Annotated in this window: 17 protein-coding genes; 12 read left to right on the plus strand and 5 right to left on the minus strand. The window is 68.5% G+C overall.

Annotated elements, in window-relative coordinates:
* Positions 1-3: 3 nt before the first annotated feature.
* Complete coding sequence (locus F804_RS0101305; RefSeq protein WP_022705938.1) at positions 4-1,062, minus strand: C4-dicarboxylate TRAP transporter substrate-binding protein; 1,059 nt, start codon at positions 1,060-1,062, stop codon at positions 4-6.
* 184 nt (positions 1,063-1,246) lie between these two features.
* Here F804_RS0101305 and F804_RS15265 point away from each other — a divergent pair, with 184 nt between their 5' ends.
* Together F804_RS15265 and F804_RS15270 are read left to right on the plus strand one after the other, a co-directional pair.
* Entirely contained in the window at positions 1,247-2,509 is a 1,263-nt protein-coding gene (locus F804_RS15265; protein WP_022705939.1) for a L,D-transpeptidase family protein, read from the plus strand.
* Entirely contained in the window at positions 2,506-3,108 is a 603-nt protein-coding gene (locus F804_RS15270; RefSeq protein ID WP_022705940.1) for an extensin-like domain-containing protein, read from the plus strand. The genes F804_RS15265 and F804_RS15270 overlap by 4 nt, the downstream gene beginning before the upstream one ends.
* On the opposite strand, the gene F804_RS0101320 is transcribed toward F804_RS15270, so the two are convergent.
* On the minus strand, positions 3,109-3,840 hold the full coding sequence (locus F804_RS0101320; protein ID WP_022705941.1) for a Crp/Fnr family transcriptional regulator: 732 nt from the start codon (positions 3,838-3,840) through the stop codon (positions 3,109-3,111).
* Between the two features lie 87 nt (positions 3,841-3,927).
* The gene (locus F804_RS0101325) at positions 3,928-5,250 is read right to left on the minus strand and encodes a FliI/YscN family ATPase (protein ID WP_022705942.1); all 1,323 of its coding nucleotides are present in this window, start codon (positions 5,248-5,250) and stop codon (positions 3,928-3,930) included.
* An 89-nt stretch (positions 5,251-5,339) separates the two neighbouring features.
* On the opposite strand from F804_RS0101325, the gene F804_RS0101330 reads away from it, so the two are divergent.
* Genes F804_RS0101330 through F804_RS0101375 form a run of 10 tightly spaced genes read left to right on the plus strand, consistent with a single transcriptional unit; the run spans position 5,340 to position 10,874 of the window.
* Entirely contained in the window at positions 5,340-5,720 is a 381-nt protein-coding gene (locus tag F804_RS0101330) for a FlgB family protein (RefSeq protein ID WP_022705943.1), read from the plus strand.
* A gap of 17 nt (positions 5,721-5,737) precedes the next feature.
* Positions 5,738-6,130 (plus strand): flagellar basal body rod protein FlgC, encoded by a 393-nt coding sequence (flgC, locus tag F804_RS0101335; protein ID WP_022705944.1) that lies wholly within the window; start codon positions 5,738-5,740, stop codon positions 6,128-6,130.
* A gap of 10 nt (positions 6,131-6,140) precedes the next feature.
* Positions 6,141-6,425, plus strand: coding sequence for a flagellar hook-basal body complex protein FliE (fliE, locus tag F804_RS0101340; protein WP_022705945.1), 285 nt, complete (start codon positions 6,141-6,143; stop codon positions 6,423-6,425).
* Positions 6,425-6,691: a flagellar biosynthetic protein FliQ gene (locus tag F804_RS0101345; RefSeq protein ID WP_022705946.1), complete on the plus strand. Its 267-nt coding sequence runs from the start codon at positions 6,425-6,427 to the stop codon at positions 6,689-6,691. The genes fliE and F804_RS0101345 overlap by 1 nt, the downstream gene beginning before the upstream one ends.
* 3 nt (positions 6,692-6,694) lie before the next feature.
* Positions 6,695-7,411: a flagellar hook-basal body complex protein gene (locus F804_RS0101350; protein ID WP_022705947.1), complete on the plus strand. Its 717-nt coding sequence runs from the start codon at positions 6,695-6,697 to the stop codon at positions 7,409-7,411.
* A 9-nt stretch (positions 7,412-7,420) separates the two neighbouring features.
* Positions 7,421-8,206: a flagellar basal-body rod protein FlgG gene (flgG, locus tag F804_RS0101355; RefSeq protein ID WP_022705948.1), complete on the plus strand. Its 786-nt coding sequence runs from the start codon at positions 7,421-7,423 to the stop codon at positions 8,204-8,206.
* On the plus strand, positions 8,206-8,619 hold the full coding sequence (gene flgA, locus F804_RS0101360) for a flagellar basal body P-ring formation chaperone FlgA (RefSeq protein WP_022705949.1): 414 nt from the start codon (positions 8,206-8,208) through the stop codon (positions 8,617-8,619). The genes flgG and flgA overlap by 1 nt, the downstream gene beginning before the upstream one ends.
* Before the next feature lie 21 nt (positions 8,620-8,640).
* Positions 8,641-9,372, plus strand: coding sequence for a flagellar basal body L-ring protein FlgH (gene flgH, locus F804_RS0101365; RefSeq protein ID WP_022705950.1), 732 nt, complete (start codon positions 8,641-8,643; stop codon positions 9,370-9,372).
* Positions 9,373-9,381: 9 nt separating this feature from the next.
* Complete coding sequence (locus F804_RS0101370; protein ID WP_022705951.1) at positions 9,382-9,843, plus strand: flagellar basal body-associated FliL family protein; 462 nt, start codon at positions 9,382-9,384, stop codon at positions 9,841-9,843.
* Between the two features lie 11 nt (positions 9,844-9,854).
* Positions 9,855-10,874 (plus strand): glycosyltransferase, encoded by a 1,020-nt coding sequence (locus F804_RS0101375; protein ID WP_022705952.1) that lies wholly within the window; start codon positions 9,855-9,857, stop codon positions 10,872-10,874.
* Positions 10,875-10,877: 3 nt separating this feature from the next.
* Here the strand turns inward: F804_RS0101375 and F804_RS0101380 are convergent, their stop codons facing one another.
* Positions 10,878-11,972 carry a flagellar basal body P-ring protein FlgI gene (locus F804_RS0101380; protein ID WP_156845188.1) on the minus strand — a complete coding sequence of 365 codons (1,095 nt, stop codon included), beginning with the start codon at positions 11,970-11,972 and terminating at the stop codon, positions 10,878-10,880.
* A 5-nt stretch (positions 11,973-11,977) separates the two neighbouring features.
* Positions 11,978-12,985, minus strand: a complete 1,008-nt coding sequence (locus F804_RS0101385) for a hypothetical protein (RefSeq protein WP_022705954.1) — start codon at positions 12,983-12,985, stop codon at positions 11,978-11,980.
* Position 12,986: the final 1 nt, after the last annotated feature.

Raw genomic sequence — 12,986 nt, forward strand, 5'->3', positions numbered from 1 at the left:
GGATCAGCCGCGTTCCCAGGGGTAGCCCTGCGTCTCGGCCTCCTGGCTGTACTGCTCGATCAGCCCGCGGTATTCGTCCAGCAGCGCCGCGCCATCCAGCCCCGAGGCATTCGCGCGTTCGACCCATTCGTCCAGGTATTTCTGCCCGGCCTCGGCCATCTTGGCGCGATCCTCGTCGGACATGCGGACGATCTCCTTGCCCTGCTCTTCCAGCATGGCGACGGATTCCTCGTTCGCGGCCTCGATGATGCGGCCGAACTCGTCGGCAAGGCCCTCGCCCGCGGTCATGATGGCGTCCTGCTGCGCAGGCTCCAGCGCGTCGAACATCGATTTGTTCATCATGATGCCCAGGGCGCCGATCTGCCCCCAGTCGATGAAGGTGTAGCTGTCGAAGACCTCGTCGAACTTCAGCGACTTGACCAGGTAGGAATAGGTCTGCGTGCAATCGATCAGCCCGCTTTCCAGGCCCTGGTAGGCCTCGTAGACGGTCATGTCGACCAGCGTGGCGCCCAGGTCGCGGAAGGTCTGGCCATAGGCGCCGACGCCCCGGACCTTCTTGCCCGCGATGTCGTCCACCGATGCGACCGCATCGCCCTTGCAGCCCATCTGCACCGCCGAGGTCGTGTAGGTGCCGACATAGACCAGGTTCTGCTGCGCGAGATTCGCCTGGATCTGCTCGTTCGTGCGCATCAGCGTGTCGGTGGCCTTCATGCCCACCCAGGGGTCGGGATTGTTCACCGGCAGATCGGCGATGCCATAGGCGACCATCTCTTGCGGAAAATAGACGCCGATGACGCTGCCCAGATCCGCGACCCCGTCGCGCAGCGACTGGACGGCGGCCTTCTCCGAGAACAGCGCACCCCCCCATGTGATGTCGAGCTTCAGGTCCCCCTCGGTCAGGCGCTCGACCTCCTGGGCGAACCATTGGGTCGCCTCGGATCTTGCGCCGCGATTGGGGCCGGGTTCTCCGTAGATCAGCGTGGTCTGCGACAGCGCAGGCGCGGCCACGAGGCCGCAAAGCCCCGCCGCAACCAGCGCAGTCCGGTAAGACTGCGTGGACATGAATGAAACCTCCTCCGTTTCAACTGGCAGGATTGCATTCCGCATAGTGGAAATCAACGGTGAAAATTTGCAGATCGTGCAGGACGTTAATGTTTCATTGACCGGATCGTGACCGGCGGGGTATCTGGCGGATTTCCGCCCAACCGCCATAATCGCCCCGCCCGATACCGGAGTTTTCCACCCCATGCCGACCAAGCTGGCCCCCGCCCTTCTTGCGCTTGCCCTGACCGCCACCATGGTCCAGGCGCAGGACGCCCCCCTGACCGCCGAGGCCATCGAGGCCGCACAGTTCGGTGGCGGCGACCTGCCCGGCGGGCGCTCTGCGCTGACGGCCAAGGTGCAGATCCTGCTGGACCGCTCGGGCACCTCGCCCGGCGTCATCGACGGCTACAAGGGAGAGATGAGCCGCAGCGCGCTGATGGCGTTCGAACGTCGCGCCAGCCTGCCCATGGACGGCGTGCTGGACCCGCATGTCTGGAACCTGCTGCAGGCCTATGCCGAACGTCCGGCGACGCAGGACTATACCATCACCGAAGCCGACGCGCAGGGGCTGGTCGATGCCATCCCCACCGATTACGCCGAGAAGGCGCAGATGACGGCCATGGCCCATACCAGCGTGGCCGAACGCCTGGCCGAGCGTTTCCACATGGACGAACGCTTCATCGCGATCCTGAACCCCGGCGCGACCTTCACCCCCGGAGAGGTGATCCGCGTCATGGCGCCGAACCCGCCGATCCGCGGGCGCGTGGCGCGCATCCTGATCGACAAGGCGACCCGCCGCGTCGCGGGATACGATGCGAACGGCAACATGGTCGTCGACTATCCCGCCACGATCGGCTCGTCCGCGACGCCCTCGCCCGAAGGGGCGCATGACGTGCGGACGGTGGCGGTGAACCCGAACTATACCTACAACCCGAACGTCAACTTCCGGCAGGGCGACAACGACAAGCCGCTGATCGTGCCGCCGGGGCCGAACGGTCCGGTCGGCTCGGTCTGGATCGGGCTGTCGAAGCCGACCTACGGGATCCACGGCACGCCGACGCCGTCGCAGCTGTTCCACAACGCCTCGAACGGGTGTGTGCGGCTGACGAACTGGGATGCCGAGGAACTGGCCAAGCTGGTCTCCATCGGCGGCACCTCGGTCGAGTTCCTGCCGACGGGCACGACCATCGCCGATGCGCTGAACCGGGGCGTGCCCGCCACCGACATGCCCGTGGACACGCCCCTGAGCCTGCCGGCCGAGACGCAGCCGACCCCGGCCGCACCCGTGCCCGCGCAGCCGCTGACCCTGCCCGCCGATCCGGTCCAGCCCCAGCAGACCCCCGAGGACACGCGCGAGGAGCTGGCCCCCCAGCCGGATCCCCAGGCCGATCCGCTGACCGATGCGCTGGACAGCGTGCTGCCCGAGGGCTTCGTCGTGCCGCCGCTGGATCAGGCCACCGAATGAGGGCCCTGCCGGTCATCGTCGCCATCTGGTCGGCGCTGGCCGGCGCCGCCACCGCGGGCGATGCCTGCGACCTGGCCCTGCAGCATTTCGGCGCGCGATACGAAAGGCTGGACCCGCAGGGCGATGGCGACTGCGCCGTTCCAGACCCCGTCCGCCTGATGCGCCTGTCCCCCGAGATCGCGCTGCCGGCCGAGCCCGTCCTGCAATGCGACACGGCCCGCGCGCTTGCGCTGTGGGCAGACCGCGCGCTGAAGCCCGCCGCCGCCGCCCTGCCCGGCGCACCCCGCCTGACGCAGCTGGACACCGGCCCCGGCCATCTCTGCCGCGACCGCGTCGGCACCGGCAAGGACGACCCCAAACCCTCGGAACACTCGACCGGCAGCGCGATCGACATCACCCGCTTCGTCTTCGACGATGGCACCGCGATCGACATCGAACCACGAGAGGGGGACCTGGCGATGGCCTTCCAGCGCAGCGCGCGGGCCTCGGCCTGCCTGTATTTCACGACCGTTCTGGGACCGGGCGCGAACGCGGCGCATGACGATCACCTGCACCTGGATCTGGCGCGGCGCAACGGCGACTGGCGGCTGTGCCAGTGATCAGCGTCCGTGGCGTTCGAGGTCCAGGTAGGTCGGATCGAACCGCGCCAGCGCCGCCAGCCCCGGCCAGTCGAGGATCGTGATCTCGGTCCCGGTCCAGCGGATCAGCCCCCGGTCGCGCAGGTCGCGCACGGCCCGGTTCACGTGGATCGGGGAATATCCCAGGATCTCGGCCAGTTCGCGCTGCAGAAGCGGCAGGAAGAACTGGTTCTGCGATGCCGCTCCGACGGCGTTCAGGCGGGTGTAGATCTCGCACAGAAGATGCGCCAGATGCGCGCTGGACCGCAGGCTGGCCGCCGCGACCAGCCATTGGCGGTGGATGGCCGCGTCGATCAGCGTCGCCATCCACAGAAGGCGGGTCAGGTGAGGAAAATTCTCGGTGATTTCGGACAGCTCGGCATGGTCGATGAACTCGACCTCGGCATGGCCCACGGCCACGACCGAATGTTCCAGCCCCGCAAGGACGAATCCGTGCAGGTCCACGAAATCGCCCGGCACGTGCAGTGCCGTGATCACGCGATCGTCGGGACGCCCGACCAGCTGATGGGACCGCGCGGACATGCCGCGCAGCATCATGCAGCTGCGATGGGCGTCCCGTTCGCGCGGAACGATCACCTCTCCGGGGCCATAGCTGACATGGGTGGTCTGGATCGCCCTCAGGCGTTCCAGGTCACGTTCGCTCAGGATGTCGCGCCGCTGGAGAAAGCGGATGAAGTACTCTGTTATCGCCATGTCTGCCGCTCCTTTCCGCGACGGCGGAAAACTGGCAAATCAAGTTGTTAGGTTCAATGCTTCGACAGCCTTTCTAACATTCATCAATCAGCCGCGGTTCCGTGGTCCTGGGGAAATTCGCAGCGCCCGGTCCAGCGCGACAAAGCTTTCGTCGATGCCCGCACTGCGCATCGCGGCGAATTCGTCCAGCTGCGGTTGCAGCTTCACCGCCTCGTCCAGCCGCGGATCCGAGCCGGGCGCATGCAGGCCCGCGCGAATCATCAGCTCGGATTCGGCGAATGCCCCGAGCGCGGCGCGCGCCCGCGCGATCCGGGCGTTCTGTTCGGCCGTCGCCGCATCGGGCAGCGACCGAGAAACCGATCGCACGATGTCGATGGCCGGAAAGCGCCCCCGTTCGGCAATGGCCCGGTCCAGTACGACGTGACCGTCCAGCGTGCCGCGCAGGATGTCGGCCACCGGTTCCTCCATGTCCGAACCGGCGACGAGGACGCTGAAGATGGCGGTGATGTCGCCCGCCCCTTCCGGCCCCGGCCCCGCGCGTTCCGCCAGCGCCATGATCAGGTTCGAGACCGAGGGCGGAAAGCCGCGATAGCTGGCGGGTTCGCCTGCGGCCAGCGCGATCTCGCGATGCGCCTCGGCGAAGCGGGTGATGGAATCGGCCAGGAACAGCACGTGCCGGCCCTGGTCGCGGAAATGTTCGGCCACAGCCATCGCGGCCCATGCGCAGCGACGGCGCAGCAGCGGCGAGCGGTCCGACGTGGCAGCGACGATCACGGCACGGGCCATCCCCTCGGGGCCGAGTGTGCGTTCGACGAATTCGCGCAGCTCGCGCCCGCGTTCGCCGATCATCGCGATCACCACGACATCGGCCTGCACGCCCCGCGCCATCTGCGACAGCAGCGTGGACTTGCCCACACCCGATCCCGCGAACAGGCCGATCCGCTGGCCCGCGACCAGCGGCAGCAGCGTGTCGAAGACCGCAAGCCCCGTCACCAGCCGCCCGCCAAGGCGCTTGCGGCCCGCGGCCGGGGGCGGATCGGCACGAAATTCGCGGGTGGATCCGCCCTGCATCAGCGGGCGCCCGTCCAGCGGCAGTCCGAACGGGTCGATGATCCGCCCGATCCAGGCATCGCAGGGCGCGATCCGGGGTGCGGGCAGCAGTTCCGCATCGGCCCCCACGGCCAGCCCCTCGGTCGGGCCTTCGGGCAGCACATGGGCGTGGCGCGGCCCAAGGCCCACCACCTCGCCCTCCAGCGGGCGCGAGTCGCGCGCCATCGCCACGCGATCCCCGACCGAGGCGCGCAGCCCCTCGACCGAGACGAGGCCGCCATGCACCTGCCTGACGCGCCCGTGATGCCGCAGCACCGGCATCTGCGCGATGCGCGCGGCGATCGAGTGAAGTCTGTCCATTCCGTCCCCGCAGATTTTCCCGGTTCACGAAACGTTTTCTAAACGACTCGGGGTTAAGACCGGGTTTATCGAGACAGAGGAGAAGCCTCATGTTTGAGAATATCCAGATGATGCGGATGGCCCGCGCCCTGACCGCCCATGCGGCGGACCGGCATGTCGCCACCGCCCGCAACATCGCCAATGCGGACACGCCCGGTTACCGCGCGACGGACCTGGGCGAGTTCGAGGAAAGCTTCGCGCAGGGAACCGCGCTGCGCGTCAGCGATCCGCGCCACCTGCCCGCGCCCGACTGGACGCCCGGCGCCGCGCGCCTTGCCGAAACCGCGACGCCCATGTCGCCTAACGGCAATTCCGTCTCGCTCGAGGAGGAACTGGTCCGCGCGGCCGACGTGAAGCGTCAGCACGACCTGTCGCTGGCCGTCTATCGGTCGGGGCTGGACCTGATGCGCAGCGGCCTCGGCCGGAACTGAACCAAGGGAAGATCAGAATGAGCGAACCCATCTCGCCCCTGCGCCTTGCGGCCTCGGGGATGCGGGCGCAGTCCGAACGTCTGCGTCACAGCGCCGAAAACATCGCGAATGCCGACACGCCGGGCTACCGCCGCAAGCTGGTCGCGTTCGAACAGGCCGTCGCCATGGGCCGCCCCACGGGCGAGGTCGCGGCTGGCCCGGTCCAGCTGGACCGCGGCGCCCTGCCCCGCATCCACGACCCCGCGCATCCGATGGCCGATGCCCAGGGCTATTACGACGGCTCGAACGTGGACCTCGTGATCGAGCTGGCCGACGCCCGCGAAGCCGGGCGCAGCTACGAAGCCAACCTGCGCATGTTCGAGCAGAGCCGCGAGATGAGCGGCGCGCTTCTGGACCTGATCCGCCGCTGAGGAGAACCCCATGATCACCACAATGAATGCCGCCAGCGCCTACAGCGCCGCCCGCGCCGCCGTCGCCCCCGACGCGACCGCGGCCCCCCTTGCCCGCGCCGGACAGGCCGCCGAGGAATTCGCCGCCCAGATGGCGCAGGTCGACCAGGCCGCGACCGCCGCGATGACGGGCCAGGGCAGCACGCACCAGCTGGTCCAGACCATCGCCGAGGCCGAGCTGGCGATGCAGACCGTCACCGCCATCCGCGACAAGGTGGTCGAGGCCTACCAGGAAATCCTGAGGATGCCGGTCTGATGGGCGACGCGATCCTGTTCGACATGCTGCGCCAGGCGCTGCTGATCGCGGTGCGCATCTCGGCCCCGCTGCTGGGCGTCGCGCTGGTCGCGGGCGTCGTCATCGGCCTGTTCCAGGCGCTGACCTCGGTCCAGGAGATGACGCTGACCTTCGTGCCCAAGGTGGGCCTGATGCTGGTCGTCTTCTGGGTTTCGATGAGCTTCATGACCACCGCGCTTGCAGATTTCTACCTGGGCGAGGTCATCCCCCTGGTCGCGGGAAGCTGAGCCATGGACAACGCGATCTATGCCGGGCTGACGCGCCAATCGGGACTTCTGGCCGAAATGCGGGTGGTGGCCAACAACATCGCCAATGCGAACACCGCGGGCTTCCGCCGCGAGGGCGTGATCTTCGCCGAACATCTGTCCGCCGTGGACGGGCGCGGCGACACGCTGTCGATGGCCCATGCGCGCGGCAGGCTTCTGGACCTGCAGCAGGGCGTCCTGACGCAGACCGGCAACAAGATGGACCTTGCGATCGAGGGCGACGGCTTCTTCATGGTCGAAACCCCCGAGGGGTTGCGCCTGACGCGCGCGGGCGCCTTCACCCCCTCGCCCGAGGGAGAGCTGATGACCTCGGACGGGCACCGCCTGATGGACGAGGGGCAGGCCCCGATCATCCTGCCCGCCGGGGCCGCGAATGTCGTGGTGGGCGCTGACGGGACGCTGTCGTCAAACGGGGTGCCCTTCGGCCGCGTGGGCGTCTTCGCCGCGCCCGATCCGCAGGACCTGACCCGTCAGGGCGGCACGTCCTTCGCCTTCACGGGCAATCCCGAACCCGCCGAGGATGCCCGCATCCGCCAGGGCTTCCTCGAGGAATCGAACGTCGATCCCGTCTTCGAGATCACCCGCATGATCGAGGTCCAGCGCGCCTACGAGCTGGGCCAGAGCCTTCTGGACCGCGAGGATCAGCGCATCCGCGGCGCGATCACCGCCATGACCCGTTAAGGAACCCCCATGAGAGCCCTTCAGATCGCCGCCACCGGCATGAGCGCGCAGCAGACCCGCGTCGAGGTCATCTCGAACAACCTCGCGAACATGTCCACCACCGGTTACAACGCCCGCCGTGCCGAATTCGCGGACCTGCATTACCAGCAGGCCGCCCGCCCCGGCAGCGTGACCGCCGCCGACGGGACAGTGATCCCCGCAGGCGTCCAGCTGGGCCTGGGCGTGCGCGCCACCGCCGTCAGCGTGAACCTGCAACAGGGCGGGCTGGCCCAGACCGGCGGCGATCTGGACGTTGCCATCGAGGGCGGCGGATACCTGGAAGTGACGCTGCCGTCCGGCATCTCGGGCTATACCCGCGACGGGGGGCTGAAGCGGTCCGCGGACGGGCTGATCGTCACCTCGGACGGCTATCCGCTGGTGCCGAACATCACGATACCGGACGACGCACGTGCCATATCGATCAATGCCGGGGGCGAGGTGCACGCCTATTTCGCCGACCGGGTCGAACCCGAACTGCTGGGCCAGATCACCCTTGCGGGGTTTTCCAACGAGAAGGGCCTCGAGGCGATCGGATCGAACCTGTTCATCGAGACGGCGGCATCCGGCGGCGCGCAGGTCGTCAATCCGGGCGAGGAGGGCCTGGGCACCCTGCGGCAGGGCTATCTGGAAGAAAGCTCGGTCGATGCGGTGCGCGAGATCACCGAACTGATCAAGGCGCAGCGCGGATACGAGCTGAACGCCAAGGTCATCACCGCCGCCGACCAGATGCTGGGCGCCACGGTGCAGGTGCGCTGATGCGGGGCCTGTTCATCGCATTGGCGCTGATGCCCGGCATCGCCTGCGCGGGGGGCCTGGGCGCGGCGCGCACCCTGCCCGCCGGCACCGTCGTCACCGCGGCCGATCTGCGCGTGATCGATACCGACCGCCCGGGGCTGACCGATCCCTCGGCCGCGATCGGGATGCAGACGCGCATCACCGTCTACGAGGGACGCCCGCTGCATGCCAACATGCTGCAGGCACCCCGCCTGATCGGGCGCAACCAGATCGTCCGGCTCAGCTTCCAGCGCGGATCGCTGCGCATCGACACCGAGGCCCGCGCCCTGTCCGACGGCGCCGAGGGAGAGCTGATCCGCGCCATGAACCTTGCCTCGAAAACCCAGATCACCGCGCAGGTCATGCCCGACGGCAGCCTGTCCGTCCCGCGCTGACCCCATCCGAAGGAAGACAGAATGTCCGTGAAACCCGCCCATTTCCTTGCGCTGGCCCTGACGCTGACCGCCTGCGGTCGCGCGGCCCAGGTCGGCCAGGCGCCCGAACTGACCCCGATCCACCAGACCGAGGAATTCATGGCGATGACGAACCCGCCGCTGGACCTGCCGGTCGATTCCGGCCGACCCGAGGCCGCGGCCTCTCTGTGGGCGGGGGGCGGGTCGTCGCTGATCAGCGACCGGCGTGCGGCGATCCGCGGCGACATCCTGACCGTCGTGATCGAGATCGACGACAGCGCCGAGCTGTCCAACAGCAGCGGTCGCAACCGGACCTCGAAGGACAGCGTGTCGATCCCGCAGATGGCCGGCATCCCGCAGCGCCTGGACCGCAAGCTGCCCGAGGGGGCCAGCATGGACGAGCTGGCCGATGCGTCCTCGTCCTCGACCTATCGCGGCAGCGGCAACATCTCGCGGCGCGACCGGCTGACGCTGCGGGTCGCCGCGACCGTCATCGACACGCTGCCCAACGGCACCCTGCAGATCGAGGGCACCCAGGAGGTGCGCGTGAACTTCGAGCTGCGCGAGCTGACCGTCAGCGGTTTCGTCCGCCCCGGCGACATCGACCGCCAGAACGAGATCGCCTATGACCGCATCGCGGGCGCGCGCATCAGCTATGGCGGGCGCGGGCAGATCACCGACGTGCAGCAGCCGCGCTACGGCCAGCAGATCGCCGACATCCTGCTTCCCTATTGAGGTGACCCGATGATCAAGAAGCTTCTGCCGATCGCCCTGCCGCTGATCGCCCTTGTGGGGGGGGCGATGGCGGGCGACATGCTGCGCCCCGCCCCGCCCGAGGGCGACCCGCCCCATGCCGAGGCCAAGCCGTCCGAGGACCCGACGGCCGAGACCTATTTCACCTTCCCCTCGCAATTCTTCGTGCCGCTGGTGCGTCGCGGGACCATGAACGACATCATGGTGCTGACGCTGACGCTGCGGACCGGGGCCGAGAGCGTCGAGGCCGTCGAGAAGAAGGAGCATTCGCTGCGCGACGCGCTTCTGCGGCAGCTGATGATCCATGCGAATACCGGCGGGTTCGACGGCAACTACACGGTGGATCGCAACCTCGCGCAGCTGCGCGACGACCTGCTGAAGGCCGCCCGGGGCGTGACCGACCTGCCCATCGACGCCGTCCTGATCGAGGACATCGCCCGCCAGCAGGGCTGATCCCGACCGGCATGATGCCGCGCCCCGCCAGGGGGCGCGGCCTTGTCATGTCCAGCCGCCCGCGCCACAAGCGATGCAACCAGCGCATCCGGTCGGGACACATGCCGCAGCACATCACCATCCTTCTTGCCACCTATCGCGGGGCCGAGCATCTGCCACGGCAGCTTGCCAGCATCGCGGCGCAGACGCATCGCGACTGGTCGCTGGTCATCTCGGATGACGGATCGACCGATGCGACGCCGCGTATCGCCGCCGACTTTGCCGCGTCGCGCCCGGCGGGCCAGGTCCGCATCCGGCGCGGGCCCCGCCAAGGCGCGACGATGAACTTCCTGTCGATGATCGACGAGGTTCCCGAAGGCGCCGCGATGGCCTTCTGCGATCAGGACGATCACTGGTTTCCGGACAAGCTGGCGCGCGCGGCGACACATGTGGCGACCGATGCGCCCGTCCATTACGCCGCGCGCACGATCATCGCGAACCAGGACCTGCATCCGCTGACGGGGTCGCGGTATTTCCGCAGGCCGCTCGGGTTCCGGAACGCGCTGGTGCAGGCGATCATGGCGGGGAACGCCTCGGTCTTCTCGGCGGATGCCGTGCGCCTGCTGCGGATCGCTGCGCCTTCGGCCATCCGCGCGCAGGTTCCCTCGCATGACTGGTGGGCGTATCAGGTCACCTCGGGTGCAGGCGCTCGGCTGGTCCACGATCCGAAGCCCTGCCTGCTTTATCGCCAGCATGGCCGGTCCGAGGTCGGCCGGAACGATACGGCGCTGGCGATGGCACTGCGATTGCGCAAGCTGATGTCGGGGGATTACGGCGACTGGCTTCGGGCCAACCGCGAGGCGATCGCCCCTGTCGCGGATCTTCTGACCCCTGCGAACAGGCGCGTGTTCGAAACCTTCTGCGATGCCCAGGCGGCCAAGGGCCCGCGCTGCGCGGCATTGCTGCGGCAGGCGGGCCTCTATCGACAGACGAGGGCGGGGACGACCGCGCTCTATGCCTCGGCGGTGGCGGGGGCCTGGCGCCCCCGCTAGGGGTCATTCGACGATCAGGTCGGCGTGAAGCGCGCCGGCGGCATGGATCGACTTGAGGATGTCGATCATGTCCCGCGGACGGACGCCCAACGCGTTCAGACCCGCGACCAGGTCCGACAGGTTCGTCTCGCCCGCGACCTCGACGAAACCGAGGCCCGGTTCCTGCTGCAGATCGACGGCGGTGCGGGGCACCGTCACGGTTTCGCCCTGCGCGAACGGGTTCGGCTGCGACACGACGGGTGCCTCGGCCACGCGCAGCGTCAGGTTCCCCTGCGATACCGCCACCCTGGAAATCCGCACGCGTTCGCCCACGACGATGGTGCCGGACTTGTGGTCGATGACGACCTTGGCGCGATCCTCGGGCTCGATCGTGAGGTTCTCGATCCGCCCGAGGACGCGCGCCGGGTTCACATCCCCCAGGTTGCGGAAGTTCACGACGATCGTTCCGCTGTCCTGGGTGATCGCAAGCTGCCGATTAAAATCGCGGTTGATCGCGTCCTCGACCCGCGTGGCGGTCGTGAAATCCGCGTTGCGCAGCGCGATGCGGATATTGTCGATGCCGGCAAAGTCGAACTCGACCTCGCGCTCGACCCGGCCGCCGACGGGGATCTTGCCGGTCGTCGGCACCCCCTCGACCACGCGCGCGGCATCGCCCGCAGCCGCGGCGCCCCCGGCAATGATCGACCCCTGCGCCACGGCATAGATGTTGCCATCCGCGGCCTTCAGCGGGGTCATCACCAGCGTGCCACCCAGCAGGCTGCCCGCATCCCCGATGGCCGACACGTTCACGTCGATCCGGCTGCCCGACCGCGCGAAGGGCGGAAGGGTCGCCGTGACGATCACCGCGGCGACGTTCTTGGACCGCAACGCGTCATCGGTCACGTTCACGCCCAGCCGCTCCAGCAGGCCGGCCAGCATCTCTTCGGTGAAGGGTGCGTTGCGGAAGCCGTCGCCCGTCCCGTCGAGGCCCACGACAAGGCCGTAGCCGACCAGGTCGTTGCCGCGCACCCCGTCGAAATCCGCCAGATCCTTGATGCGGACCGGCACAGCCGCGACGGAGCCGGCCAGCGTCAGCCAGATCAGGATCGCCGAAACCAGCCCCCTCACCGCAGGTAGTCCACAAGGCTGAGGCGCGACAGCCGGGCCGTCACCGCATAGAGCGCCTCGAGCTGGCCCTCGACCTCGGTCAGGGCGGCAGCGGTCTCGAAGGCGTCGGCGCCACGGATATCGGTGCGCGCGATCTCGAATGTGGAAATTGCCGCGGTATTCGTCACGCGGGCACGTTCGACGACCTCCTGCTTCAGGCCGATGCTGCCCATCTCGGTCAGGATGGCGGTGTCGGCGGCGATCATCGCCTGCCCGCCCGCGCGCACCAGTTCGCCCTGTGCAGCCTTGTCGCCCGCCAGCACACCGCGATCCATCAGCGCGATCGTGGCAAGGCCCTTCAGCAGGTCGCGCACCCCCTGGCTGGCGGCATTCGTCGTGATCGCGACCTCGACCCCTTCGGATACCGGGATCGTCCGCGCATCCGTATTCCCGCGATAGGCGCTGTCGATGAACCCGCCCGCGGGCGCGTCGAACCAGCCCGAGACCGCCGCCTGCACCGAGGCCGCATCCGTCGCCCCGCCGACCGCGATCATCAGCTGGTCCAGCATTTCCTGCGCAGAGGGCAGCGGCCGCGTGTCCGTGGCGGTCCCCGACATCTGGTAACGGCCCGCATTCATGCCGTTCAGCTGCTGGACGACGGTCTCGAAGGTGGTCGCCACCTGCCCGATCCGCGTCTGCAACGAGAAGCCGCCCTCCAGCAGCGGATCCGAGACCAGCTCGATCCCCAGGTTGCCCGTGCCAAGCCGCACGGCCTCGAAGATGTTCTGCAGCCCCTCCAGCTGGTTCGCGGCCTCGCTGGCGTTCTGCTGCAGCTGCCGCGTCCCCGCCAGCCGGGTCTCGATATCGTTCAGCGTGCGCGTATTGCCCTGGACGCGCTGCCCCAGATCCGCGACCTGCCCCGAGGCCACCTCCTGGGTCAGGGTGTTCATCGTCGCCTTCAGCCGGTTCGTCGACAGCTGCAATGCATAGGCGCGGGCCTGATCGCCGGTTCCCGTCACGGTCATG

Source organism: Paracoccus zeaxanthinifaciens ATCC 21588, assembly GCF_000420145.1.
GTDB classification, from domain to species: Bacteria; Pseudomonadota; Alphaproteobacteria; order Rhodobacterales; family Rhodobacteraceae; genus Paracoccus; species Paracoccus zeaxanthinifaciens.